Source organism: Sphingomonas phyllosphaerae 5.2 (assembly GCF_000419605.1).
GTDB lineage: Bacteria > Pseudomonadota > Alphaproteobacteria > Sphingomonadales > Sphingomonadaceae > Sphingomonas > Sphingomonas phyllosphaerae_B.
On sequence record NZ_ATTI01000001.1, the window covers coordinates 1,615,273 to 1,640,266 of the forward strand.

A 24,994-nucleotide genomic window follows, 5' to 3' on the forward strand; every position below is an offset into this window, starting at 1 on the left:
CGATCAGAGACCATGAAGGACTGTTACTATCCCCCGGCGCCCTTGTCCTTTATCGTGATTGCGCGGCGTGACGGCGTGCCATCCTGTCCTGCGCCACTCGCCCCTGCCACTGAACGAATGTCCTTTGCCGGGCAGCGCGGCTGGCGTCGTGAATGGCGGGAAGTGGGTCATACTCACCTCGTGCTGCGCGGCTCCTGCTCCTCATCCCGTACCGTTGACGTCAGCACGTGCTCGATCCGATGACCGATATCGACCGCCCCCCTTCGATTCACCGGAGAGCGGACTCTGATTGTGATCTGGATGCCATGCTGCGTGACAACGGGATGCTCCCTCGACCTCGGCCTTCTCCTGAACGGCGGCCTGATGATGCCGCGCCAATGACGATGAACCTACGAGCGAGCGTCGAGGTCGAGACGCAACAGTTGGCTGGATGACGGCGTCCGGCCCGTTCAAACAGTCAGAAGATGGCCGAAGGGCATCAGCCAATTGCGAACCGATGTTCGAGAATGACGTCAAGAAGGTAGAAGGCGCGCCGCGGGTCACCCGCGGAGCCATGATGATCGGCCGAACGGCGCCTGTGTCGGTTGCGCAGGAAGGTCCGGGACGCCTCGATGGCCTTCCAGGGGTTATAACGAATTGTTGTTGCCATCGGCCAGCACGGCGCCGCCGTAAAAGGCAAGGAGTTCAACCTGTCGCGCGACGGACAAGCGGCCCAACTTCGCGCGGCGATAGGTGGGCAGCGACCGCAGGATCGTCATCGCGGGCGGTGCCTTCCCGGCGATCACCGCATCGATCATGGCTGGTAACTGATGCTCGGCCTGGATCAGGCGGCGGATGGCGACGCTCATGGCCGCCAATCGCGGTAAGCCGTACCAATCGGTGGCATAAGCCTTGGCGTCGACATTGCCGGTCCGCGGCGTTGCCATGCGGATTAGGAAGGGATCGGCGCGAAGCTGCGCCGCGATCCGCTGCATTATGGCGGTGCAGCGCTGTATTCGGTCCGAGAGGAAGCGCTGGAGGACGGGGAACGCGGCTGGTGGTCGAACATCGCCGCCGACCGCAACGAGCTGGTCGCGCATTACCGCGCGTCGGAAGCGTTGGAGAAGCGCGACCGTGCCAATGCCAACGTCTACATCGTCGAGGTCATCGCGTTGCCCGCCGAACTGAGCGCCGAACAGCGGCGGCAGGCAGCCAGGCGCCTTTGCCGCGGCCTGCAAAAACGGGGGCTTGCCTATACGGCCAGCATCCACCTGCCCGATGTGGCGGGCTATCAGCGCAATTATCACCTGCACCTGATCTACTCGATGCGCGCGTGTCGGCGGCTGGCAGCCTATGAATGGGACTTCGCCACCGCCAAGCACACAGAGATCAACACGTTCGCCGGGATCATGCAGCGTCGCTGTGGCGTCGTGGTCGCGATCAATGAGACGCTGCGCGACGCCGGGATCGCCAAGCGCTACACGCCGCTCTCCAACCGCGAGCGCGGCATGGCGCCACCCGCACGCGGCAAGGTCGGTCAGGTGGATACCGCGATCGCGCGGCGGCTGGCGGCGCTAGAGGCTCGCGAGGCGCAGCTGGCGGCCCTGCGCGAACATGCCCGGTGGATACGGCGAACGCTGCTCGATGCCGCCGACCGGTTGAGGGCGGCACGGCAGAGGATGATCCGGCGCCTGGCGCAGGCAGCCATCGGCCTTGCCCAGGATGAAGCCGAGCGCATCCAGCCCGCCGAATTACGTGCCGGCGGGGTCAGGGCGGCGCTCGAACACGCCTGTGACGTCGTGGATCGCACCACCGCTACCGCGGATGACCAGTTGGTCGAAGCGCATCGGGCGGTGCGCAGTCGTGTTCGCCTGGTGGCGAGTCAGATGCCGATGCCGCTGGCTGGTGCGGCGCTCGAGGATCGTCGAAACGTCGTGATCCATCGGCTGAAGGCCGCCGCGATGGACGCGAGCGGGACCAGCAGGCGGGTTCAAGCCGATCTCGATCTGGGTCGCAACCGCCTGGCAGCGATCGAGGATGAGGCGGCAAGCGTCGACATCGCGCCCGTTCCTACCAGCACGGTCGAAGAGGAAGCCGCTCTTCGCCCCGGTCATGAAATCACGGTGGCGGAACGGCAAAGGGCCGACGATGCCGCGCGCGAGACCACCGCAAGCCTCGCCAGGAGAGCGATGACTGCTCGAAAGCATGCAACCGGGGCGGTTGCGGAGAGCAACACCCGCTCGCAAACCGCTGATCCGACGCCGGAGAGCCGCGACCCGTCCTTTTCTTCAACCCAAGCGATGCCGTCCGATCGCGAGCGCCCCCTTCATGATCAACGCAGCAACAAGGAAAACCATGATGGATCAGTCCGGACTGCTGGAAATCAAGACCTTCCTCAACCGAAGGCGTTCTGCAAGGCGTTCGGGGCAGTGACGTTTGGGGAGGACCAGCGGCTCATCTCCCGGTGCGAGAAGCATCAGCCGGTCAAGTGAGCGGCGCGCCGAGGGCCGCGACCATGTCGCCGTCGGGCGAGGTCTCGGACGTACCGTCAGCAAAGCGCGGTATTGCAGGCCAAGCCACCGGGATTACGCGATCGGCGGCGTGCAGGAGGTAAAACCCAAGGGCAGGAACACCGACCATGCCAATCCCGCCGTTCCGCGCGGTGAGGACGGGAACGAGCGTGAGCAATACCGCTTTTGTGGGCGATCGCGAGGATGGCCCAGTCGACGGGCTGCAACGACGGAAGGGCGGAAATCCGCTGCAGCGTTTCGAGCCAGGGCAGGGGCTGAAGTCCGGGATCGCCTCGAGCATGGCTTTGCGGTCGCCGAAGTTCTGCAGGTCGGTCCGTTCCGGCGGATTGCCGAAGTCATAGCGGGCACCGGGGTCATGGTCCGTCAGGCCATGGACATGCCGAAATGCGTCCAGTTCGAGCGACGCCAGCTTCTGAGCCATGCCCTGCAGTTGTTGTTCGCTGACGCCGTCGAGATAGGCGTCGACCATGGTCCGAGCCGAGCGGAGCTGCTCGCTGGCAAGGCTGCGACGCGCGGGCGTAAGCTTCTGCTCATAGACGATGGCATGCGGATGATAGCGCTGGCGGGCTTCCTCAGGATCGCGGGTGTCGAGAGTGCGCTTATATTCGCTCGCGCCACCGTCGAAGAACGGGCGGAGTGCGAGCGGAATGACCCGGCGGAAGTGGAAAATGCCGGTGAGGATCTTTGAACGGAGCAGCCATACGGATCACTTTGTACACAAGGATGGGTGAAGCGTCCGTGAAAGCCTCTGGAAACCGCGCTTCTCCGCCACTTGGGCAGATGCTGGTGACCCCTACGGGAATCGAACCCGTGCTTCAGCCGTGAAAGGGCCGCGTCCTAACCGCTAGACGAAGGGGCCGTGCTGCGGTGCCGAGCCGACTAGGCGGATCGATGCGCGGGGTCAAGCGTCTGGCGCGATCAATTTGCCCAGGCGGCATCGTCCAGGTGCAACTCCGCCACGTCGCGCCCGCTCCAGTCGTCACGCTTGGCACGTCCCGCCAGCCACAGGCGCCGTGACGGACCCGCCGCCAGCAATGCCTGGCCGAGCGCGGTGTCGGCTGCGCGGAACGCCATCGCCTTCAGGCTCCGACCGTCGTCGCCCGCCACGATCGCGCGCACGTGGCCGTTGCCGACGATGTCGACCTTGACCGCGCGGACCGGCCCGACCGCGACGCGCGGTGCCGGCCAGCCGGTGCCGTACGGCCCGCCAGCCTCCAGCGCGTCGACCAGCGACGGCGTAACGCCGCCCGGCGCCACGACCGAATCGAACAGCAAGGCACGCGCCGCCATCGCCGCCGCGACCGGCGCGGCCAGTCGCGCGTCGAGCCAGTCGGCGAACGCCGCCACGCGATCCGCCGCGATCGTCAGCCCTGCGGCCATCGCGTGCCCGCCGCCGGCGACCAGCAGGCCCTGTTCGCGGGCCGCCAGCACCGCCGCCCCCAGATCGACCCCGGTGATCGACCGCCCCGAACCCTTGCCGAAGCCGTCCTCGCCCAGCGCGACGACGATCGCGGGTCGTCCGAGCTTTTCCTTCAGCCGTCCCGCGACGATCCCGATCACGCCGGGGTGCCAGCCGGCGCCCGCCACCACGCACACCGCGCGATCGTGGCAGAGCAGCGCCTCGGCGCCCTCCTGCACCATCGCCTCGATCGCGCGACGTTCCTCGTTCAGCCGGTCGAGCTCGGTGGCGATCGCGCGCGCCTCCCCGGGATCCTCGGTGGTCAGGAGCCGCACGCCGAGGTCGGCGCGTCCGACGCGCCCGCCGGCGTTGATGCGCGGCCCGAGCGCGAAGCCGAGGTCGCTGGCGGTCGGGGCGCGGGTCAGCCGCGCCGCTTCGGCCAGCGCGGTCAGCCCGACGTTCCGGCGCTGCGCCATCACCTTCAGGCCCTGCGCGACGAACGCGCGGTTGAGCCCGCGCAACTGCGCGACATCGGCGACCGTGCCCAACGCAACGAGATCGAGCAGATCGAGCAGTCGCGGTTCGGTGCGCGTCGTGAAATAGCCGCGCCCGCGCAACTCGCGCACCAGTGCGGCGCCCAGCAGGAAGCAAACGCCGACCGCGGCGAGATGCCCGTGCGCCGCGCCCTCGGTCTCGTCGCATCGGTTGGGGTTCACCACGGCGACGGCGTGCGGCAATTGCGTCGCGCATTGATGATGGTCGGCGACGATCACGTCGCAGCGCGCCGCCGCCAGCGCCTCGAACGCCTGCGCCCCGCAATCGACGGTGACGATCAGCGTCGCGCCTTCGGCCGCAAGCCGCTCCATGGCCGGCGCGTTGGGACCATAGCCTTCAGCCATCCGGTCGGGGATATAGACGCGCGCGTCATGCCCCAGCGCGCGCAGCAGCAGCACCAGCAGTGCCGACGAGGTCGCGCCGTCGACGTCATAGTCGCCGAAGATCGCGATCGACTCGGCGCGCTCGACCGCGTCCGCCAGCCGCGCGGCGGCTGTGTCCATGTCACGGAAGATCGACGGGTCGGGCATGAAGGCGCGGATCGACGGCAGCTTGTGCGCGTCGAGCGTCTCGCGCGAGGCGCCGCGTGCGAGCAGCAACTGGGTGAGCAGATCGTCCGGCACGAACCCCTCGCGCTGGTCGGCGGCCAGCGCACGCCAGCGCCAGGGCTGGCCGAGGATCGAGCGCTCGACATCGAGGACATGGCGCATCCCGTGCCTCCTAGTCGACGCGGTGCCGCCCGTCACGTGGCAAGGGTCGCCGGTGCGAAATGAGACGTTGTAACATGGGGGCAACTGCCTTATTTGCAGCGACGTGATGACGCGCGACCTCCTTGATGACCGGAAGACCAGTCGGCTGGATCGCTGGGCGATGTGGTTGTCCGCGGCATGCGTGGTGCATTGCCTGGCGACGACGGTGCTGGTCGCGGCGCTGTCGACTGCGGGCGGCATGCTGGGCAGCCCGCTGGTTCATGAAGGCGGACTGTTGGTGGCGATCGTGCTCGGTTGCGTCGCTTTCGGACGCGGCATCGTGGCGCATCGCCGCGTGCTGCCGATCGTGCTCGGTGCGACCGGACTGCTGTTGATGGCGGCGGCGCTGTTCGTTTCGCACGCGGGCGGGCACTTCGTGGAAGCGGCGCTCACCATCCTCGGGGTGGCGGTGCTGGCCGCCGGACATGCGCTCAACCGGCATCGTCATCCGTGAAACTTGCCGTGCGCGTCACGGCTGCCTAAATCCCCCGAATGGCGCGACATCGACATCATGAGCCGCACGGCGACGACCTGCTCGCCGCTGCGCAGGCGACGCTGGAGCGATCCGGCGAACAATGGACGACGATGCGCGCCAGCGTATTCGCCGTGCTATCCGAGTTTGCGAAGCCCGCCTCCGCCTACGACATCGCCGAAGCTGTCTCGCGCAGCGAAGGGCGGCGAATCGCGGCCAACAGCATCTATCGCATCCTCGACCTGTTCGTTGCCGCGAACCTGGCGCTGCGGGTCGAAAGTGCGAACGCCTATGTCGCCAATGCCCATCCCGGATGCCGGCACGACTGCATCTTCCTCGTGTGCGACGGTTGCGGGAACACCACCCATTTCGATGACGATTCGCTGACCGGCGGCCTGCGCGCGGCGGCGGGTGCCGCAGGCTTCGTCGTTGAGCGCCCCGTGGTCGAGGTGCGTGGACGCTGCGCCGCCTGCGCAGCAGCGGGACAGACGCAAAGCGGGTAATCGACACACTGATCCTGCTCAGCTATTCCGGCTGGATGGCCGAAGCCCCGAACACACCCCCGACTACGCCGTTGCTCGACACAGTCGCTACGCCCGCCGACCTCCGCCGCCTCAAGGCGGAGCAGTTACGACAGCTTGCCGACGAGCTGCGGCAGGAGACGATTTCAGCGGTCGGCGTGACCGGCGGCCACCTCGGCTCGGGGCTGGGCGTGGTCGAGCTGACCGTCGCGATCCACTACGTCTTCGACACGCCGCGCGATCGCCTGATCTGGGACGTCGGCCACCAATGCTACCCGCACAAGATCCTGACCGGTCGGCGCGACCGCATCCGCACCTTGCGGCAGGGCGGGGGCCTGTCCGGCTTCACCAAGCGTAGCGAGAGCGAGTACGATCCGTTCGGCGCCGCGCACAGCTCGACCTCGATCAGCGCCGCGCTCGGCTTCGCGACCGCCAGCAAGCTCGCGGGCAAGCCCGGCAAGGGTATTGCGGTGATCGGCGACGGCGCGATGTCGGCGGGCATGGCGTATGAGGCGATGAACAACGCCGAGGCGGCGGGCAACCGGCTGGTCGTGATCCTGAACGACAACGACATGTCGATCGCCCCGCCGGTCGGCGGGTTGTCCGCCTATCTGTCGCGCATGGTGTCGAGCCGCGAGTTCCTGGGCGTGCGCGACGTGATGAAGCGCATCGCCAAGCGCCTGCCGCGCCCGTTCCAGTCCGCAGCGCGCAAGACCGACGAATATGCCCGCGGGATGACGATGGGCGGCACGTTGTTCGAGGAGCTGGGCTTCTACTACGTCGGCCCGATCGATGGTCACAACCTCGATCATCTGATCCCCGTGCTGGAGAACGTCCGCGACGCCGAGGAAGGCCCGATCCTGGTCCATGTCGTGACCAAGAAGGGGAAGGGCTACGCCCCCGCCGAGAAGGCTGCCGACAAATATCACGGCGTGCAGAAGTTCGACGTCATCACCGGCACGCAGGCGAAGGCGCCGCCGGGGCCGCCCGCCTACCAGAACGTCTTCGGCGAGGCGCTGGCCAGTGCCGCGGACACTGACGACCGCATTTGCGCGATCACCGCGGCGATGCCGTCGGGCACCGGGCTGGACAGGTTCGCCGCCGCGCATCCCGATCGCTTCTTCGACGTCGGCATCGCCGAGCAGCATGCGGTCACCTTCGCAGCTGGTCTGGCGGCGCAGGGGATGCGGCCGTTCTGCGCGATCTATTCCACCTTCCTGCAACGCGCTTACGATCAGGTCGTCCACGACGTGGCGATTCAGAATCTGCCGGTGCGGTTCGCGATCGATCGCGCCGGGCTGGTCGGTGCCGACGGCGCGACCCATGCCGGTAGCTTCGACGTCACCTATCTGGCGACGCTCCCCAATTTCGTCGTGATGGCCGCGGCGGACGAGGCCGAGCTGGTCCACATGGTGCAGACCTGTATCGAGCATGACAGCGGGCCGATCGCGGTTCGCTATCCGCGCGGCAACGGCACGGGCGTCGCGCTGCCCGCTGTCGCGAAGGCGCTGGAGATCGGCAAGGGCCGCATCGTGCGCGACGGCAAGAAGGTGGCGATCTTGTCGCTCGGCACGCGCCTTGCCGAGGCGCTGCGCGCTGCCGATACGCTGGATGCCAAGGGTCTGAGCACCACCGTCGCTGACCTGCGCTTCGCCAAGCCGCTGGACGAGGCGCTGATCCGCCGCCTGCTCACCACGCACGAGGTCGCGATCACGATCGAGGAGAATGCGATCGGCGGGCTCGGCGCGCATGTGTTGACGATGGCTTCGGACGAAGGGCTGACGGACGCCGGGCTGCGCATCCGCACGATGCGGCTGCCGGACGTGTTCCAGGATCAGGACAAGCCGGAGGTGCAATATGCCGATGCGCGGCTCGATGCCGATGCGATCGTCGACACCGTCCTGAAGGCGCTGCGCTACAACGAAGCGGGCGTCATCGCGCGCGCGTGACCGGCTGGCAAAAGGTCGCCGCGCTGACGGCGTTGTACGTCGTCGGCATGTTGTGGGTGAACTGGACCATGGTGCGCCGGGTCCGCGGCGCTGTTGCGGAGCGCGCAGCATGGACCGCGGCCGACTTCGACGCGGTGTTCGCCGACGCCGATCCGCGTGTCGCGCCCGCGGTGCGCGCCGCGCTCGCGCAATGGTATGGGGAGGGCGTCGTCCCGCACCCCGAGGACACGTTCAAGCGCTTCTTGAAGATGGACCGCAGCGAGATCGACGATCTGGTCGCCGATGGCGCAGCGCGTCTGGAATTGCCGCCACCCGGCCCGGCTTTGCCCGACCTGCCCGATGTCGCGGCATTGGTGCGCTATCTTGACGATGTTGCCGATCGACCGACCCGACAATAATCTTACGAAAGCGTGCTTGCCTTCGGTCGATACACCGCCTACGTTGAACGTGTTAAACGGAGGGGCAGGTGCTCGGCGTCAGGCTCGATACGGAACTGGAAGAACGGCTCGCCAATGTCGCGCGCACGCAAGGTCGCAGCAAGAGCGACATCGCGCGCGAGGCGGTGCGTCGTTATGTCGAGCTGCACGACGAGGCGTTTCGCCGCGAGGCGCGGCGCCAGTCGCAACGCGCCTCACGCCGCGACACGCATCAGGATTACGCCTTCTGGGAACGCGCCGAGCAGGAGGATTCCGCATGGCGCTGAGCGAACCATCGGCCATCGATACGGTCGAGATCCGCCACGGCGCGATCGTGTTGGTCGCCGCGCCCGATGAGGCGAGCGGCGGACCGCGCCCCTGCGTCGTGGTGCAGGCCGACCTGTTCAACGACAGCCACGCGACCGTCACGCTCTGCCCGCTGACCCCGGTGGTCGGCGGCGAAGTGCTGTTCCGGGTCGCCATCTCGCCACAGGAGCATACCGGGCTCACCGTCGAGTGCGAAGTGCAGGTCGACCGCATCACCAGCGTGCGGCGTCATCGCATCGTCAAGCTCGTAGGCCATGCCTCCGCCACCCGCATGGAGCAGGTCGATCAGGCGCTCCGTCGCTGGCTCGCTTTGTAGAATCACAGGACAGGAAGATATCATGACGCCGATCGTCACATCGATTCTGGAAAAGTACGAAGCCACCAGCCCGGCGGTGAAGGCCAATCTCGCGCGTATCCTGATGCAGGGGAAGCTGGGCGGCACCGGCAAGCTGATCATCCTGCCGGTCGATCAGGGCTTCGAGCATGGCCCGGCGCGCAGCTTCGCGATCAACCCGCCGGCCTACGACCCGCACTACCATTATCAGCTCGCGGTCGATGCCGGCCTGTCGGCATTCGCCGCGCCGCTCGGGATGCTGGAGGCGGGGGCCGACACGTTCGCCGGGCAGATCCCGACGATCCTGAAGCTCAACAGCTCGAACAGCTGGGCGACGGAGATCGCGCAGGCGCAGACCGGCAGCGTCGAGGACGCGCTGCGCCTGGGCTGCGCGGCGATCGGCTTCACGATCTATCCCGGCGCGGACGACATCTTCCTGGCGATGGAGCAGATCCGCGAGCTGCGCGAGGAAGCCGCCGCGGCCGGCCTCGCCACCGTCATCTGGAGCTACCCGCGCGGCGGCAAGCTCAGCAAGGATGGCGAACTGGCGCTCGACGTCGGCGCCTATGCCGCGCACATGGCGGCGCTGCTCGGCGCACACATCATCAAGGTGAAGCTGCCCAGCGCGCATATCGAGCAGGCAGAAGCCAAGAAGAGCTACGAGGGCAGCGACTGGTCGAACCAGGCCGATCGCGTCCGCCATGTCGTGCAGTCGAGCTTCGCCGGTCGCCGCATCGTCGTCTTCTCGGGCGGCGCATCGAAGGGCGTCGATGCGGTCTACCAGGACGCACGCGACATCCTCGCGGGTGGCGGCAACGGCTCGATCATCGGTCGCAACACCTTCCAGCGCGAGCGCGGCGAGGCGCTGGCGATGCTCGACAAGCTGGTGTCGATCTACAAGGGTCAGGAATGAGGGTGGCGGGCGGCTTCGACGGCCGCCCACCGCTGCGCGTGAACAGAACTTTCGCGCACGCGCCGAACCGGCTACGCGGGCCGGATGACTGAAGACCCGCTCGGCCCGCTCGACCCCGATTTCGGTGCCAATTTCAGGCGTGACGACCGCCGCCCGCCCTGCCAGCTGTATCTGGTGTCGCCGCTCGACGTGACCGGCACCTTCCCCGACCGGCTCGCGCGCGCGCTGGATGCCGGTGCGGTCGCCGCGTTCCAGTTCCGCGTGAAGGACGTCGATCAGCATACCGCCGCGCGGCTCGCCGAGCCGCTGCAGCGCATCTGTGCCGATCGCGAGGTGGCGTTCATCGTCAACGATTCCACCAGCTTGGCCAAGCGGCTCGGCGCGGATGGCGTGCATCTGGGGCAGGAGGACGGCGACCCGCGCGAGGCGCGCGCCGCGCTCGGCCCGACCGCTCAGATCGGCGTCACCTGCCACGACAGCCGCCACCTGGCGATGGAGGCCGGCGAAGCGGGGGCGGACTATGTAGCGTTCGGCAGTTTCTACCCCACCACCACCAAGCAGGTGGAGCATCACCCCGATCCGGTGATCCTGTCGTGGTGGCATGCGCTGTTCGAACTGCCGTCGGTCGCGATTGGCGGCATCACACCCGACAATGCCGCGCCGCTGATCGCCGCCGGCGCGGACTTCATCGCCGCGAGCCATGCGGTGTGGGGCGGCGACGAGGCCGCGGCGATCCGCGCCTTCGATGCGGTGCTGAAGGGCTGACGGACCCACGCGGCGCCAACGGCGTTGTTACGGTACCGAAAATACGAGAGGTGCCGTCCTGTGAAGCGTATCGCTGCCGCCATCCTGATCGCCGCAACGGCCCCCGCGCTGGCGCAGGCCCCTGCGCGCCCGACGCTCGACCCGGCCGTGATGCGGATGCAGGTCGTGCTCGACAAGCTTGGCTTCGGCCCCGGCATCATCGACGGGCGCACCGGCCAGTCGCTCACCAACGCGCTCAAGGGCTTTCAGGAAAGTCGCGGGCTACGCGTCACCGGGACGCCCGATGCCGCCACGATCGACGCGCTGCGTCGCTATGGCAACGTCCGCGCGACGATGGCAGTGACGCTCGACGCCGCGGCGATGAGCGGGCCGTATGTCGCGCACATGCCCAAGGATTATGCCGAGCAGGCCAAGCTGCCGTCGATGGCGTACAGTCGCCCGCTCGAAAAGCTCGCCGAGCGCTTCCACACGACGCCTGCGGTACTGGCTGAACTGAACCCCGGCGTGACGACGATCGGCGTCGGTTCGAAGATCAACGTCCCCAATACCTTCCCGACGTCGAGGGCCTATCCCGCCGATGCGACGCCGGCGTGGCGCGCGACGCTCTCCTCGCTCAACGTCGAGGCGGCGGTGCCGAAGGCTGCCCGGATCGTCGTCGACAAATCGGATGGCATCCTGCGCGTGTTGGACGGCAACGGCCGGGTGGTGGCGCAATATACCGCCACGATCGGGTCGTCGCGTGACCCGCTGCCGCTGGGTAACTGGAAGGTGCTGCACGTCTCGCCCAATCCGGACTGGAAGATGAACCCCAAGATCCTGAAAGGGGTCAGCGACGACAAGCAGGCGCAGATCGTCCCGCCGGGACCGAACAACCCGGTCGGCGTGGTCTGGATCGACCTCAGCAAGGAGCATTACGGCATCCACGGGACCAGCGAGCCACAGCAGATCGGCCGTGCGCAATCGAACGGGTGCGTGCGGCTGACCAACTGGGACGCAGCGCGGGTGGCGTTGATGGTGAAGGGCGGAACCCCGGTGCTGTTCCAGGCCTGACATGACGCGGCTCGGCTGGTCGATCCTGGCGGTGATCCTGCTGCTCGGGGCCGGATTCGCATCGGTCGTGTCGATCGGCTCGTCGCCGGTCGTGACGCCGCCGCAAGCCGTCGCACCGACGGCGCAGCCGGACCCACGCGGCGGACGCCTTCCGGTGCCGGTCGCCGGTGTGGCGCGCGACGCGCTGGTCGACACATGGGGGCAGGCGCGGGCCGGTGGCGCGCGCCATCATGATGCGATCGATATCATGGCGCCGCAAGGCACGCCGGTGATCGCGGTGGCGGATGGCCGCGTCGAGAAGCTGTTCGACAGCGTCGACGGCGGACGCACCGTCTATCTGCGCGCATCGGACGGCGGCACCGTCTATTATTACGCGCATCTGGCCGATTATCGCCCTGGTCTGATAGAGGGACAGGCGGTGCGGCGCGGGGAGATGCTGGCCACCGTCGGCGCGACCGGCAATGCCGATGCGTCGGCGCCGCACCTCCATTTTTCGGTGCTGCGCATGGCGCCGGGTGAGGGCTGGTCGGGCGGGCAGGCGGTCGATCCCTATCCGCTTCTTGCCCAAACGCGCGGCAATCGCTAAGCCGCCGCCATCGGCGCCCGCGGATCACCGCCGGCGCCGCGGCTCTTTTTAATCAGGCGAAGCCCCATGAAGATCAGCGGCGTGGACATCCGTCCCGGCAACATCATCGAGTACGAAGGCGGCATCTGGCGCGCGGTCAAGATCCAGCACACGCAGCCCGGGAAGGGCGGCGCGTACATGCAGGTCGAGCTCAAGAACCTGCGCGACGGCCGCAAGAACAACGTCCGCTTCCGCTCCGCCGAAACTGTCGAGCGCGTCCGCCTCGACACCAAGGATTTCCAGTTCCTGTTTGCGGAGGGCGACGGGCTGGTCTTCATGGACAAGGAAACCTACGATCAGGTGACGCTGCCGCGCGACCTGCTCGGCGACGCCGCCGCCTTCCTGCAGGATGGCATGGACGTCGTCATGGAGCTTCATGACGAGGAGCCGATCAGCGTGCAGCTCCCCGACACGATCGAGGCGACGATCGTCGAGGCCGATGCAGTGGTGAAGGGACAGACCGCCTCGTCGAGCTACAAGCCGGCGATCCTCGACAATGGCGTCCGCGTGATGGTGCCGCCGCATATCGCCAGTGGCGTGCGGATCGTCGTCGACGTGTACGAGCAGACCTACGTCCGTCGCGCCGACTGACACGAACAGCGTCCGCTATTCGCGCGGTCGGCCGCCCGGCCGGCGCGTATGGCGCGTCCGACGACGCGGGTTTTGCCCGCGGCGGTTGAGCATCAAAATCCCTCGACCCGGCGGGAAGAGGGGGAGACCCAAAAATGCCATCCCATTCCGGCCTCTTCACGGTCATCGAACGCGCCGCCCGCAAGGCTGCGCCGCGGCTGCGTCGCGACTTCAACGAGGTCCAGCACCTGCAGGTCAGCCGCAAGGGGCCGGCCGATTTCGTCAGCCAGGCCGACCAGCGCTGCGAGCGCACGCTCTACGACGAACTGTCGAAGGCGCGGCCCGACTGGGGCTTCGTGATGGAGGAAGGCGGCACGATCGAGGGCGATCCGAACAAGCCGCGCTTCATCATCGATCCGCTCGACGGCACCTCGAACTTCCTCCACGGCATGCCGCACTTCTGCATTTCGATCGCGGTCGAGGAGCCGATGCCGAACGGCAAGCGCGAGATCACGACCGCGCTCGTCTACCAGCCGCTCACCGACGAGAGCTTCTGGGCCGAGCGGGGCCGCGGCGCGTGGTTGCAGGATCAGCGCTTGCGTGTGTCGTCGCGTCGCGATCCGTCGGAGGCACTGATCGCGACCGGCATCCCGTTCATGGGCCATGGCGACTTCGTGCAATGGACGCGCATCTTCGGCGCGGTCGCGCCGCAGGTCGCGGGCATCCGTCGGCTCGGCGCGGCGGCGCTCGATCTCGCGTGGGTCGCGGCGGGCCGCTTCGACGGCTACTGGGAAAGCGACCTGAAGCTGTGGGATGTCGCGGCGGGGATGCTGCTGGTCAAGGAAGCCGGCGGCTACGTCACCGATTTCCGTGGCGGCGACCGCCCGATCGAGCGCAACGAGTTCCTCGCGGCGAACGACGGCCTGCATAACAAGCTGCACAAGATGGTTGCGCAGGCGCTGCGCTGACCCGCATCGTCATCGCGGGCGTCGCATCGCGGCGCTCGCGATGACCACTATCCGCGCGGCAAGGTGATCCGCGCCACCAGCCCGCCGCCGTCGCGCGCGGTGAGCGCGATCGTCCCGCCCGCCTCCTCGACGATCGCGCGCGCCAGCGCCAGTCCGAGCCCGATCCCGCCCGTATGACGATTGCGCGAGCTTTCGAGGCGAAAGAACGGGTCGAACACCTGATCCAGCCGGTCCGCCGGAATCCCCGGCCCGCGATCCTCCACCACGATCGACGCGCGCCGGTCGTCTGACGCCAGCGACACTTCCGCAGCACCGGCATATTTCACGGCGTTTTCGATCAGGTTGCGCACTGCGCGCCGGATCAGCGACGGGCGCAGCCGCATCCGCAGCCGGTCCGTCTCCTCGAACGTCACCGGCTCGCCCAGATCGCGGAAATCCTCCACGACGGCGTCGACCAGCGCGGCGAGATCGACTTCGGTCTCCGGCTCGCTCGGCCGCCCCAGCCGCGCCAGCGACAGGATGTCGTCCAGCGTGCGGTTCATTTCCGCGATCGTGTCCGCCATCCGCGCGCGGTCCTGCTCGTCCTCGACCGACTCGATACGCACGCGCAGCGCAGCGAGCGGCGTGCGCAGGTCGTGCCCGATCGCGCCGAGCATCCGGTCCTTCTCGTCGAGCATCGCCGTCACGCGCAGCCGCAACGCGTTGAAGGCGGCGGTCACCGCGCGCACGTCGGGCGGGCCGCTTTCCTCCAGCGCCACCGGCGGCACCGCCGGCGAGTAGCCGCGCGCCGCGGCCGCCAATTCGCGCAACGGTCGCGAAATACGGCGTGCCACCCACAACACAGGCAGCAACATAATCGCATACAAGATCAGTGTCTGCGCCAACAACCGCCAGAACAACCGCAGGTCATCGCGTGGCAGGCCGCTGGCCAGCGCCATCCATCGTCCATCGGTGCGCTTCACCGCGACCACGATCGTCTCGCGCGGTCCGTCCTCGCGCGCGCCGCGCGCCGCCATCCGCCGTTCGAAGCGGCTGAGCGGTACGCGATATTCCCCCGGGCGCGCGATCGCGACCTCGACGGTTGCGACGCGCACGTCCATGTCGTTCAATTGGTTGGCCAGTTCGCGCGCTACGGCCGGCTGCGGCACCATCGTGCGCGTGATCGGGTCGCGCGGCACCAACCGCACCCGTCCGCGATCGGCGACCACCGGGCGGCCGGCCGCTTCCTGGTCCAGTGCGTCGGCGATCCGGTATGCCGCGGGACGCGTGATCTGCGCCATCCGTACCGCGCCGCGTTCGCGCAGCAGCAGCGCCAGGTTGATCGCTTGCGCCATGAACAGCGCCAGCGCGACCAGCAACGCCATCTGCCCCGCAAGGCTGCGCGGCCAGGGAAAGCGCCGCCTCACAGCCGCGTGACGTCCGTCGACAGCGCATAGCCGCCGCCCCACACCGTCTTGATGATCTCCGGGTTCTTCGGATCGGGCTCGATCTTGCGGCGCAACCGGCTGACCTGATTGTCGATCGCCCGGTCAAAGGCGGCCGCCTCGCGCCCCTGTGTCAGGTCGAGCAACTGGTCGCGCGTCAGCACCTGGCGCGGCCGCTGCACCAGCGCCAGCAGCAGGTTATACTCGCCGGTCGACAGCGGCACGGACACGCCCTCACGGTCGATCAGCGCGCGTTCGCCGGTTTTCAGCACCCAGCCGGCGAAGGCGTAGGAGCCGCTTTCCGGCGCATGGTGGCGCACCCCGCCACCGGCGGTGCGGCGCAGCACCGTCTTGATGCGCGCTGCCAGCTCGCGGGGGGAAAAGGGCTTCACGACGTAATCGTCTGCGCCCATCTCCAGCCCGACGATCCGGTCGGTCTCCTCGCTCTTCGCGGTCAGCAGGATCACCGGGGTCTCGCCGGTTGCGCGGACATGGCGGCACAGCGACAGTCCGTCCTCGCCCGGCATCATGATGTCGAGCACGATCAGGTCGATCGCATATGCGGCGAGCCGCATCCGCGCCGCCTCCGCATCACCCGCCTGGGTGACGCGAAAGCCCTGCTTAGTCAGATAGATAGCGAGGGGCTCGCGGATCGAGCGCTCGTCATCGACCAACAGGAGGTGTGGGGTTTCGCCCATGGTGATGGCACCTGACACAATCGGCGTGCGGGTTGAAGGGGTCAGCGTGGCTGGCCCGTGCCGCCGTCATCCGTCGGCGGGGGTGGCATGTCACCGCTCCGCGGCGGCCGTGCGTCCCCGCCGGCGCGGCGCGCGCGCATCATGAGCATCATCGCATCGCGCTCGCGCTGGTCGATGCGCCCGTCGCGGTTGGTGTCGATGCGATCGAAGCGGTGCAACTCGCGCGCGCGGAAGTCGGCCTGCGACAGCTCGGCATCGGGTTTGCGCTGATGCCGTTCCGCGCCACCATCGCGTACTTCACCCGGCGGCGGGCCACCGCGCTGCGGCGCGCGGCGCTGCTCGCGCCACGCCCGGCGTTCGTCGCGCGTCAGCTTGCCGTCGTGGTTGGCGTCCATCGCCGCGAAGCGTCGGTCGGCAGCGGCGGCGGCTTCGTCGCGGCTGACCACCCGGTCGCCGTCATTGTCGGCAGCTAGGGGTTGCGCAGGCCGTGACGAAGCCTGTGCCTGCGCGCCGGCACCCGCCAGGCCGCCCAGCGCGGCGGCCCCCAACGCAGCGGCGGTGATCCACGTCCTCATGATATTTTCCTTGCGATCCTGACCCCGGGGCGGAAGACCGCTCCGGCAGCCTGCTTGTGCCGCTCGCTCGTCGCCGGATGGTGTCCGGAAAAGCACGAAAGTGTCGCGACTTGTATCAGCCGAAGATCGCCGCCGCCTGCATATGCTCCGCTACCTTGCACCCGGCCTTGTTCCAGATCGCCATCGCCTGTGACGTCGCGCCGTCGCGGGCGTGGTCGGTACGCGTTTCGACCAGCCACCAGCCATCGTCGGTGGTCGGCGCGGGGTCGAGCAGGTTGATCATCCAGGTCAGCGAGCTGAGCGGCGCCGGCTGTCTCATCAGGCGCATCGCCGCCGGGGGCAGCGCGTCGCCGATCGCGAGCAGCTCGACTGCCGGCACTAACGCGCCGCGCTCCGCCAGCCGTACCCAGCGCCGCCATCCCGTCCCTTCTTCCAGCGGCCGATCGACGGTCTCGAAGCGCTCGGTGAACGCGATCGCCGGCACGCCGCGCAGCACCGCGTCGCCGGCGTGCGGGGCCGGACAGGGTGCCGGCGCGGTGCGATCGTGATCGACTGCGCTCTCCAGCGCGCGCATGAAGACGAAGGTGCAGCGCAGCCCAAGCCCGGCAGCGCCGGCCACGTCTGCCTGCACGAACGCGGCATTGCGTCCACGCCGCAGCACCTGCGCCGTGACGCGCACCGTGCCCGACAGCGGACCGACGAACGCAACCTGTGCAGATCGCAGCGGCGGCAGGTCGGCCACGCCGCGCAGCGTGCAGTCCAGCGCCAGCGCCGTGGTAAGCCCGCCGTAGCCGGTGCGCCCCTGCAACCAGCCGTCGGGGATCGTGGCGCTCCATGCGCCGGCGTCGTCCGCGGGCTGCGCCGCCGCCAGGATCGCGTGAAGCGCGGTCACGCGCGCTCCGCCACCGCCTTGCCGCGCGCCAGCGCACGTATAACCGCCGGCCGTGCCGCGATGTCGGCATGCCAGCGCGCAAGGTTGGGGAATTGCGCAATATCCTGTCCCTGCGCCTCCGGCAGTATCCACGGGAAGCACGCCATGTCGGCGACGGTATAATCCTCTCCGGTCACGAATGAGCGCCCGGCGAGTTGTCGGTCGAGTACACCGTAGAGTCGGGCGGTCTCGCTAAGGTAGCGGTCGATCGCGTAGGGCACCTTCTCGGGTGCGTAGCGTGTGAAATGGTGGTTTTGACCCAACATCGGGCCCAGCCCGCCGACCTGCCACATCAGCCATTGCAGCACGTCGATATGCGCGCGCGGGTCGCGCCCGCCAAACTCACCCGTCTTGTGCGCAAGATAGAGCAGGATCGCGCCGCTTTCGAACACGCTGATCGGTGCGCCTTCATCACGCGGCGCATGGTCGACGATCGCCGGCATGCGGTTGTTGGGCGAGATTGCGAGGAACTCGGGCCTGAACTGCTCGCCGTTCCCTATGTTTACCGGGTGGATTGTGTGCTCCAAGCCTGCCTCTTCAAGGAAGATTAGGACTTTATGGCCGTTGGGGGTCGGCCAGTAATGGAGGTCGATCATCGTATGTGGCTCCTTGGCAGCGGATCACCGCCATGAAATTGTGGCAGAAGCTATAATATACGTTCCGTGATTTCGCCCGGAATGGTTGTGGACGCCCACATCTGCTTGCGGCGACGCAACAAAAGATTATGAAAGAATTGAAGCGGGGTTGCTGGGGGGCGACGTGGGAAACAAGGATCATGGGTCGGGCGGGGTCGACGTCCGCTACGTCCCGGCAGGAGAGCGACTGGCGCGGTATGTCACCGGTTATCATCGCTTCGGTGCGCCCGTTTGCGTCGGGCGCGACATGCACGATGCGTTCTTCCCCAGCGTGGCGACGATCCGCGTCGCGCTGCGCAATACGCCACCTTGGTCGCTGAAGATCGGCAGCCGCCTGTTCGATCCCGTCCCGCCAATCGCGTTGATGGGGCCGAGCAGCTATGCCGGCTACGTTACCTGCGCAGGCGGCGAACTGGTCGGGGTGGGGCTGCGGCCGTTCGGCTGGGCGCAGATCTTCGGCGGCGACGTATCGCGTTTTTCCAATCGCGTCATCGCGCTGCACGATATCGATCCGGGCGCTGAGATGCTGCGCGAGGCGCTGGAGAAGGCGGATTCGTTCGAGGCCGCTTTCGAGACGTGGCTGGAGGCGCGCTTGCAACGCCGTCCGCCTGCCGACCCCCGGATCGAGATCCTGTGCGGGATGCTGCGCGATCCCGAAACCACGCGGATCGAGGCGGTGGCCGAGACGCTCGACATGTCGCCGCGCGCACTGGCGGCGATGACGCGCTACAATTTCGGCTTCACGCCCAAGCTGCTGCTGCGTCGGACGCGCTTTCTCCGCGCCGTCACGGTCGTGCTGACCGATCCCAATGCCGGCCCCGCCGCGCTGGAGAAGGCGGGCTATTGGGATCGCTCGCATTTTCTTCGCGACAGCCACCTGTTCCTCGGCTGTTCGGTGCGCGATTTCACGCGGCGGCGCGGGCCGCACAATCAGGTCGCGATCGAGGCGCGCGTCCAGGCGTTCGGCAGCCCCGTCTGACGTCGCCGCGCGCGTCATCGTTCCAGCGCGCGGTCGTCGAACATTCCGAACATCAACGTCGAGGCATAATGGCGCACCGCGCGGTCGCGTTCCATGGTCCACGCCCATTTGCGCATGTCGAACGCCGCGTTCAGCAACGCCATCATCGCCTGCGCAGCGACCAGACTGTCGACGGTGCGCACCGTGCCTTCCGCGATCCCGTCCATCATCGTACCCGCGAAGCGTCGTGCGATCCGGGTCGATCGGTCGATCATCTGCTGTCGTTCGCCCGCCGGCAGACCGCTTAGCGCGGTGGTGCGGAGCAGCGACTCGCGTTCGGAGAATTGCACGCCGACCAAGGTCGCGACGGTATCGCAAAGCCGTTGCCAGTGCGTGCCGCCGCGCTCGTCGGCGATCCGTTGTGTCGCGGCGATCGTGTCGAAGCTGCGGCGATAGCAGGCGACGACCAGATCGTCCTTGGCGTCGAGATGGTGATAGAAGCTGCCCTTGGTGACGTTCAGTTCCGACGCGATCCGCTGCACCGAGGCGCCGCGATAGCCGAGTTCGTTGATCAGGCGCGTCGCAGCCAGGAGGAACGCCTCGCGACCCGGCACCGCATCGTCGTGCAGCAACGGTACCGCGCCGGGCGCCCAGCGTGCGCCGTCCACGGCGAGTCCGTCGAGGAACAGCGCCATCAGCCGCTCGGCAACGCGCGGATATTGGTCGGCGTCATAGCGCGGCAGCCACACCGGCAGCCAGAAGATGTTCTCCAGCAGCACATGCGCGCGCGCCCCGGCCAGGTCGGTCGCCTCGCGTGACCGGCTCTCGCCCCACAAAGCGCGCGTGCGCCGGAAAACCTCGCGCCAGCGATTCATCAGCGTCGCGCGCATCGGCTCGTCCATGGCCCGCAGGTCCGACAGCACCGCCAGCGCACGCTCCTCGCCGCGCTCGATCCGCGCCAGCCGCTCCACGTTGAGCGTCACCATCCGCTCGACCCGTGCGCGCGGCGTCGCGGCTTGCGACGCGTCGTCCAGCATCGCCATCAGGCTGTCGAGCGTCTGCTCGAAGGCAGCGGCGGCCAGTTCTTCCTTGCGCTTGAAGTAATAGGTCACGCTGGTGGTGTTCAGCCCGACGCGGCGTGCGACGTCGGCGAAGGTCATGCCCTTCGCGCTCTGCTCGTTGATCGCATCGGCCGCGGCGGCCAGGATCGCCTGGCGCTTTTCGCGAAAACGGCGCGTGCTGCCGGCGTCGTCGGTCGTGATATCCCCCATGAACGCAGCGTTAGCATGACGTCGTTCGAAGATGCAGTCCCTTTCTTCGCGGAGTGACGCGCATCGATTCCACGCCTTTACCGAACATACGGTATGGCTTAGGTCTTTTACCGGGGAACGCCGGAGAGGAAGTGCCGTGGATTTCACGTTGAGCGAGCGCGAAACGCATTTCCGGGATCGGGTACGCGATTTCGTCGCCACGGAGATCGCGCCGCGCCGCGGCGAACACGACCGTCAGCATCATGACGGCGATCCGTGGAAGGTGCTGCCCGTGATCGAGGACGTCAAGGCGCGCGCCAGAGCTGCGGGATTGTGGAATTTCTTCATGCCGCCGCATTCCGGGCAGACGCACGTCGACGACACGTTCGCGTTCGAGGGCACGCAACTCAGCAATCTCGAATACGCGCTGTGTGCGGAGGAGATGGGGCGCATCGACTGGGCCAGCGAATGCTTCAACTGTTCCGCGCCGGACACCGGCAACATGGAAGTGCTGCACCGCTACGGCACGCTGGCACAAAAGGAAGAATGGCTTCGTCCGTTGATGGACGGCGAAATCCGTTCCGTCTTCCTGATGACCGAGCCGGCGGTCGCCTCGTCGGACGCCACCAATATCGAGACCCGCATCGTGCGTGATGGCGACGATTACGTCATCAACGGCCGCAAATGGTGGTCGTCGGGAGTGGGCGATCCGCGCTGCCGCATCGGCATTCTGATGGGCAAGACGAATGTGGAGGGCGCGCGCCATCAGCAGCAGAGCATGGTGCTCGTGCCGCTCGACACGCCCGGCGTCCGCGTGGAAAGGATGCTGTCCGTCTACGGCTACGACCACGCGCCGCACGGGCATGGTGAGGTCAGCTTCACCGATGTGCGTGTGCCGGTCGCCAACGTGCTGCTTGGCGAGGGCCGCGGATTCGAGATCGCGCAGGGGCGCCTCGGGCCGGGGCGCATTCATCATTGCATGCGCACGATCGGCGTTGCGGAGGTCGCGATCGCCGCGATGGCGCGGCGGCTCGTCAGCCGCGTCGCCTTCGGGAAGCGCATCGCCGACCACAGCGTCTGGGAAGAACGCATCGCCCGCGCGCGTATCGACATCGAGATGACGCGGCTGCTGTGCCTCAAGGCCGCCGACATGATGGACAAGGCCGGCAACAAGGCCGCGCAGCAGGAGATCGCGATGATCAAGGTGCAGGCGCCCAACATGGCGCTGCGCATTCTGGACGACGCGATCCAGGCGCATGGCGGGGCGGGCGTATCGGGCGACTTCGATCTGGCGCATGCCTGGGCGGCGATGCGCACGCTGCGCTTCGCCGATGGTCCGGATGAAGTCCACGCACGCGCGATCGCCCGCCACGAGTTCGGCAAGCACGCATGAGCGATCTCGATACGGCGCGGCTCGGCGCGTGGTTGACCGCGCAGGTGCCGGAAGCGGGGATGATCACCGGGCAGTTGCGGTTCGAGGGTGGTCAGTCTAACCCGACATATCGTATCGACACGACCAGCGGCAGCTACGTACTGCGCCGCAAGCCGGTCGGCGTCCTGTTGCCATCGGCGCACCAGGTTGATCGCGAGTATCGCGTCATCGCCGCGCTCCATCCGACAGGGTTTCCGGTTCCGCGCCCTTACGGACTGTGCATGGACGACGCGGTGATCGGCTCGGCCTTCTACGTCATGGAGATGGTGGAGGGCCGCACGATCTGGGACGGCACCATGCCCGATCTCGCCCCCGCGCAGCGCCGCGCGCATTATCTGGCGATGATCGACACGCTCGCCGACCTGCACAATACCGATCATGTCGCGATCGGGCTGGAGGATTACGGTCGGCCGGGCAATTACTTCGAACGGCAGGTGGCGCGCTGGACCAGGCAATATCGCGGTGCTGAAACCGAACCGATGCCCGCGATGGAGCGACTGATCGAGTTCCTGCCGCGCACCGTTCCCGCGCAGGATCGCACCAGCATCGTCCATGGCGACTACCGCGTCGACAATCTCCGCTTCGCGTTGGGCACGGAGCCGCGGGTGGCGGCGGTGCTCGACTGGGAATTGTCGACGCTGGGCGATCCGGTCGCTGATCTGACCTATTATCTGATGAGCTGGGTCACGGAGCCCGAGGGGCGCTCCGGCGTGCTCGGTTGCGCCGGCGATGTCACCGGCATCCCGGAATTGTCGGAGATGCTGGAGCGTTATTGCGCGCGCACCGGCCGCGCCGCGCCGATCGCACTCGACTGGTACTTCGCCTTCAATCTCTTCCGTCTCGCCAGCATCGTGCAGGGCATCAAGAAGCGCGTCGCGATCGGCACCGCCGCCAACGCCCGCGCGCATGAAACCGCCGCGCGCGTCCCGATGCTCGCCGACGCTGCGTGGCATTTCGCGCAGCAGGCGGGCGCATGAGGTTCGCGGGCAAGTCGATCGTGGTCACCGGCGCGGGGTCCGGGATCGGGCGCGCCGCCGCGTTGCTCTTCGCGGCCGAGGGCGGGCAGGTGATCGTCGCCGATCGCACCGCGCAGGCCGAGGAAACCGCGCACGCGATCGCCGACGCGGGCGGCGTGGCCACCCCGATCCGCATGGACGCGGGCGACGAGGGCGATGTCGTGCGTGCCGTCGCACTGGCGATCGACCGTTTCGGCGGTCTGGACGTGATGTTTGCGAACGCCGGCATCTCGGGCGGGCTTGCCAACATTTTCGACACCGACGTCGCATTGTTTGGCGAGGTGCTGCGCGTCAACCTGATCGGCCCATGGCTGGCGGTGAAGCATGCCGCGCCGCGGATCGCCGAGCGTGGTGGCGGCGCGATCGTGCTGACCGCCAGCGTCGCCGGCCTGCGCTCAGGTGCCGGCTCACCCGCTTACTCCGCCTCGAAAGCCGGGGTCATCAATCTCGCGATGACCGCCGCGCAGCAACTGTCTGGCGCGAACGTCCGCGTCAATGCGCTATGCCCCGGCCTGACCGAGACCGGCATGACGCAGCCGGTGTTCGATCACGCGCGTGAGGTCGGCAAGCTCGATCGGGTGGGGCGCCTCAACCCGCTGCGGCGCGGCGCACGCCCCGAGGAACTCGCGCGGGTTGCGCTTTTCCTCGCCAGCGACGATGCCAGTTACGTGAACGGGCAGGCGCTCGCTGCCGATGGCGGGTTGTCGTCCAGCCATCCGGTCATGCGCCAGGAATATGGCAAGACCGCGGTGTGAGTACGGGTGGGGGGCTAAGCCGCTGCCAAGCCATCGCATACGGAACGTCCGCCGCTAACCTGGGTTGACCCTGCGATCCCGCAGGAGAGTTGCCCGATGTCCGCTATCGCCCTCGACACGCCCGTTCGCTACACGCCCGCCGTCGAGGAGGTCCAGCCGGACGAAGCCGCCACCATCGCGCAACTCAACGAAACGTTCGACGTCGTCCTCGACACGACCGCCAGGGATTATGGCCATGCCGTTCGCGCGGTGCACGCCAAGGCGCATGCGATCATCGAAGGCACGCTGACCATCGACGCAGACCTGCCACCCGAACTCGCACAAGGGCTGTTCTCCAGCCCCGGCGAACACAAGGTGCTGATGCGCATCTCCACCAACCCGGGTGACATCCTCGACGATGCGATCTCCTTGCCGCGCGGCATGGCGATCAAGGTGTTCGACGTAGATGGCGAGCGACTGCCCGGTGCGGAGGGCCGCACGCAGGATTTCATCATGGTCAACGGCAACGTCTTCCAGGCGAAGAGCGCTGACAAGTTCCTCGGCAACCTGAAGCTGCTCGCAAGCACCACCGACAAGGCTGAGGGCGGCAAGAAGGTGCTTTCCGCGGCGCTGCGGGGCGTCACCAGCGCGCTTGGCGCAGTAGGGGTCGAAAGCGCGACCCTAAACACGCTGGGGGGCGCGCCGAACGTCGATCCCCTTGGCGAGACCTATTACAGCGCCACGCCGTTTCGCTATGGCGATCATATCGCCAAGTTCAGCCTCGTGCCGGTCGCGCCGGGTCTGAAGGAGCGAACGGGCGCGATCATCGACACCGCGGGCGATCGTGACGCGATCCGGCACACCGTCCGCGACGAACTCCGCTCGATCGCCGGGGAGTGGGAATTTCGCGTCCAGCTGGCGCGCGACCTCGAACGGCAGCCGGTCGAGGACGCCACGGTCGAATGGGACGAGGAGGAAGCGCCGTTCATCCGTGTGGCCACGATCCGCGCCGCGCCGCAGGACAGCTGGGACGATGCGCGTGTCGGAGAGGTCAACGAGCATCTGCGCTTCAGCATCTGGACGGGATTGGCGGCACACCAGCCGCTCGGCAACATCAACCGTGCTCGACGTGACACCTATCGTCACTCCGCGGATTATCGTGCCCGCGTGAACGGATGCCCGATCCACGAACCTGCCTGAAACGCGCTTAACCGCCGC

General features: G+C 67.6%; 27 protein-coding genes, 1 tRNA gene and 1 pseudogene. 18 read left to right on the forward strand and 11 right to left on the reverse strand.

Annotated elements, in window-relative coordinates; all coding sequences use genetic code 11:
* Positions 1-626: 626 nt before the first annotated feature.
* Positions 627-1,079, reverse strand: coding sequence for a hypothetical protein (locus SPHPHY_RS22255; RefSeq protein WP_196802144.1), 453 nt, complete (start codon positions 1,077-1,079; stop codon positions 627-629).
* An 18-nt stretch (positions 1,080-1,097) separates the two neighbouring features.
* Between SPHPHY_RS22255 and SPHPHY_RS0107525 the strand changes: the two genes are divergently transcribed.
* Complete coding sequence (locus SPHPHY_RS0107525; RefSeq protein WP_022686072.1) at positions 1,098-2,471, forward strand: MobA/MobL family protein; 1,374 nt, start codon at positions 1,098-1,100, stop codon at positions 2,469-2,471.
* Here the strand turns inward: SPHPHY_RS0107525 and SPHPHY_RS21945 are convergent.
* The 4 genes and pseudogenes from SPHPHY_RS21945 to recJ all read right to left on the reverse strand — a co-directional run bounded on the left by SPHPHY_RS21945 (position 2,464) and on the right by recJ (position 5,174).
* Positions 2,464-2,979: a hypothetical protein gene (locus SPHPHY_RS21945; RefSeq protein ID WP_156025062.1), complete on the reverse strand. Its 516-nt coding sequence runs from the start codon at positions 2,977-2,979 to the stop codon at positions 2,464-2,466. The two genes, SPHPHY_RS0107525 and SPHPHY_RS21945, sit on opposite strands and share 8 nt — an antisense overlap.
* Before the next feature lie 99 nt (positions 2,980-3,078).
* Positions 3,079-3,207, reverse strand: a pseudogene (locus SPHPHY_RS22785) (DUF6538 domain-containing protein); the annotation flags it as partial.
* Between the two features lie 87 nt (positions 3,208-3,294).
* Positions 3,295-3,369: transfer RNA gene (locus SPHPHY_RS0107540), tRNA-Glu, on the reverse strand.
* Positions 3,370-3,428: 59 nt separating this feature from the next.
* Positions 3,429-5,174 carry a single-stranded-DNA-specific exonuclease RecJ gene (gene recJ / locus SPHPHY_RS0107545; RefSeq protein WP_022686075.1) on the reverse strand — a complete coding sequence of 582 codons (1,746 nt, stop codon included), beginning with the start codon at positions 5,172-5,174 and terminating at the stop codon, positions 3,429-3,431.
* 106 nt (positions 5,175-5,280) lie between these two features.
* On the opposite strand from recJ, the gene SPHPHY_RS0107550 reads away from it, so the two are divergent.
* The 12 genes from SPHPHY_RS0107550 to SPHPHY_RS0107605 all read left to right on the forward strand — a co-directional run bounded on the left by SPHPHY_RS0107550 (position 5,281) and on the right by SPHPHY_RS0107605 (position 14,123).
* Positions 5,281-5,667, forward strand: a complete 387-nt coding sequence (locus tag SPHPHY_RS0107550; RefSeq protein WP_022686076.1) for a MerC domain-containing protein — start codon at positions 5,281-5,283, stop codon at positions 5,665-5,667.
* Between the two features lie 38 nt (positions 5,668-5,705).
* Positions 5,706-6,188: a Fur family transcriptional regulator gene (locus SPHPHY_RS0107555; protein WP_022686077.1), complete on the forward strand. Its 483-nt coding sequence runs from the start codon at positions 5,706-5,708 to the stop codon at positions 6,186-6,188.
* A gap of 35 nt (positions 6,189-6,223) precedes the next feature.
* Complete coding sequence (dxs, locus tag SPHPHY_RS0107560) at positions 6,224-8,155, forward strand: 1-deoxy-D-xylulose-5-phosphate synthase (RefSeq protein WP_022686078.1); 1,932 nt, start codon at positions 6,224-6,226, stop codon at positions 8,153-8,155.
* On the forward strand, positions 8,152-8,553 hold the full coding sequence (locus SPHPHY_RS0107565; RefSeq protein WP_022686079.1) for a hypothetical protein: 402 nt from the start codon (positions 8,152-8,154) through the stop codon (positions 8,551-8,553). The genes dxs and SPHPHY_RS0107565 overlap by 4 nt, the downstream gene beginning before the upstream one ends.
* Positions 8,554-8,621: 68 nt before the next feature.
* Complete coding sequence (locus tag SPHPHY_RS0107570; protein WP_022686080.1) at positions 8,622-8,858, forward strand: ribbon-helix-helix protein, CopG family; 237 nt, start codon at positions 8,622-8,624, stop codon at positions 8,856-8,858.
* Positions 8,849-9,214, forward strand: a complete 366-nt coding sequence (locus SPHPHY_RS0107575) for a type II toxin-antitoxin system PemK/MazF family toxin (RefSeq protein WP_022686081.1) — start codon at positions 8,849-8,851, stop codon at positions 9,212-9,214. The genes SPHPHY_RS0107570 and SPHPHY_RS0107575 overlap by 10 nt, the downstream gene beginning before the upstream one ends.
* A 22-nt stretch (positions 9,215-9,236) precedes the next feature.
* Complete coding sequence (locus SPHPHY_RS0107580) at positions 9,237-10,145, forward strand: class I fructose-bisphosphate aldolase (RefSeq protein ID WP_022686082.1); 909 nt, start codon at positions 9,237-9,239, stop codon at positions 10,143-10,145.
* Between the two features lie 84 nt (positions 10,146-10,229).
* Entirely contained in the window at positions 10,230-10,910 is a 681-nt protein-coding gene (thiE, locus tag SPHPHY_RS0107585) for a thiamine phosphate synthase (protein WP_022686083.1), read from the forward strand.
* A gap of 60 nt (positions 10,911-10,970) precedes the next feature.
* Positions 10,971-11,960, forward strand: coding sequence for a L,D-transpeptidase family protein (locus SPHPHY_RS0107590; protein ID WP_022686084.1), 990 nt, complete (start codon positions 10,971-10,973; stop codon positions 11,958-11,960).
* 1 nt (position 11,961) lies between these two features.
* Positions 11,962-12,546: a M23 family metallopeptidase gene (locus tag SPHPHY_RS0107595; RefSeq protein ID WP_022686085.1), complete on the forward strand. Its 585-nt coding sequence runs from the start codon at positions 11,962-11,964 to the stop codon at positions 12,544-12,546.
* Between the two features lie 66 nt (positions 12,547-12,612).
* A complete protein-coding gene (efp, locus tag SPHPHY_RS0107600; RefSeq protein ID WP_022686086.1) occupies positions 12,613-13,176 on the forward strand; it encodes an elongation factor P in 564 nt (187 codons plus the stop codon).
* A gap of 134 nt (positions 13,177-13,310) precedes the next feature.
* Positions 13,311-14,123 (forward strand): inositol monophosphatase family protein, encoded by an 813-nt coding sequence (locus SPHPHY_RS0107605; RefSeq protein ID WP_022686087.1) that lies wholly within the window; start codon positions 13,311-13,313, stop codon positions 14,121-14,123.
* 47 nt (positions 14,124-14,170) lie between these two features.
* On the opposite strand, the gene SPHPHY_RS0107610 is transcribed toward SPHPHY_RS0107605, so the two are convergent.
* The 5 genes from SPHPHY_RS0107610 to SPHPHY_RS19700 all read right to left on the reverse strand — a co-directional run bounded on the left by SPHPHY_RS0107610 (position 14,171) and on the right by SPHPHY_RS19700 (position 18,347).
* Positions 14,171-15,487 (reverse strand): HAMP domain-containing histidine kinase, encoded by a 1,317-nt coding sequence (locus SPHPHY_RS0107610; protein ID WP_022686088.1) that lies wholly within the window; start codon positions 15,485-15,487, stop codon positions 14,171-14,173.
* A 38-nt stretch (positions 15,488-15,525) separates the two neighbouring features.
* A complete protein-coding gene (locus tag SPHPHY_RS0107615) occupies positions 15,526-16,245 on the reverse strand; it encodes a response regulator (RefSeq protein ID WP_022686089.1) in 720 nt (239 codons plus the stop codon).
* A 41-nt stretch (positions 16,246-16,286) separates the two neighbouring features.
* Positions 16,287-16,820, reverse strand: a complete 534-nt coding sequence (locus SPHPHY_RS0107620) for a hypothetical protein (RefSeq protein WP_022686090.1) — start codon at positions 16,818-16,820, stop codon at positions 16,287-16,289.
* A gap of 115 nt (positions 16,821-16,935) precedes the next feature.
* The gene (locus tag SPHPHY_RS0107625) at positions 16,936-17,712 is read right to left on the reverse strand and encodes a thioesterase family protein (protein WP_022686091.1); all 777 of its coding nucleotides are present in this window, start codon (positions 17,710-17,712) and stop codon (positions 16,936-16,938) included.
* Complete coding sequence (locus tag SPHPHY_RS19700) at positions 17,709-18,347, reverse strand: glutathione S-transferase N-terminal domain-containing protein (RefSeq protein WP_022686092.1); 639 nt, start codon at positions 18,345-18,347, stop codon at positions 17,709-17,711. The genes SPHPHY_RS0107625 and SPHPHY_RS19700 overlap by 4 nt, the downstream gene beginning before the upstream one ends.
* Positions 18,348-18,510: 163 nt before the next feature.
* Here SPHPHY_RS19700 and SPHPHY_RS0107635 point away from each other — a divergent pair, with 163 nt between their 5' ends.
* Complete coding sequence (locus tag SPHPHY_RS0107635; protein WP_022686093.1) at positions 18,511-19,365, forward strand: helix-turn-helix domain-containing protein; 855 nt, start codon at positions 18,511-18,513, stop codon at positions 19,363-19,365.
* A gap of 14 nt (positions 19,366-19,379) precedes the next feature.
* Here SPHPHY_RS0107635 and SPHPHY_RS0107640 read toward each other — a convergent pair whose 3' ends face one another.
* A complete protein-coding gene (locus tag SPHPHY_RS0107640; RefSeq protein WP_022686094.1) occupies positions 19,380-20,615 on the reverse strand; it encodes a TetR/AcrR family transcriptional regulator in 1,236 nt (411 codons plus the stop codon).
* A gap of 136 nt (positions 20,616-20,751) precedes the next feature.
* Between SPHPHY_RS0107640 and SPHPHY_RS0107645 the strand changes: the two genes are divergently transcribed.
* The 4 genes from SPHPHY_RS0107645 (at position 20,752) to SPHPHY_RS0107660 (ending at position 24,976) form a co-directional block, all read left to right on the forward strand.
* Positions 20,752-21,987, forward strand: coding sequence for an acyl-CoA dehydrogenase family protein (locus SPHPHY_RS0107645; protein WP_022686095.1), 1,236 nt, complete (start codon positions 20,752-20,754; stop codon positions 21,985-21,987).
* Positions 21,984-23,003, forward strand: coding sequence for a phosphotransferase family protein (locus tag SPHPHY_RS0107650; protein WP_022686096.1), 1,020 nt, complete (start codon positions 21,984-21,986; stop codon positions 23,001-23,003). Before SPHPHY_RS0107645 ends, SPHPHY_RS0107650 begins: the two co-directional genes overlap by 4 nt.
* Positions 23,000-23,797 (forward strand): SDR family NAD(P)-dependent oxidoreductase, encoded by a 798-nt coding sequence (locus tag SPHPHY_RS0107655; protein WP_022686097.1) that lies wholly within the window; start codon positions 23,000-23,002, stop codon positions 23,795-23,797. The genes SPHPHY_RS0107650 and SPHPHY_RS0107655 overlap by 4 nt, the downstream gene beginning before the upstream one ends.
* A 96-nt stretch (positions 23,798-23,893) precedes the next feature.
* Positions 23,894-24,976, forward strand: a complete 1,083-nt coding sequence (locus tag SPHPHY_RS0107660; RefSeq protein WP_022686098.1) for a catalase family protein — start codon at positions 23,894-23,896, stop codon at positions 24,974-24,976.
* Positions 24,977-24,994: the final 18 nt, after the last annotated feature.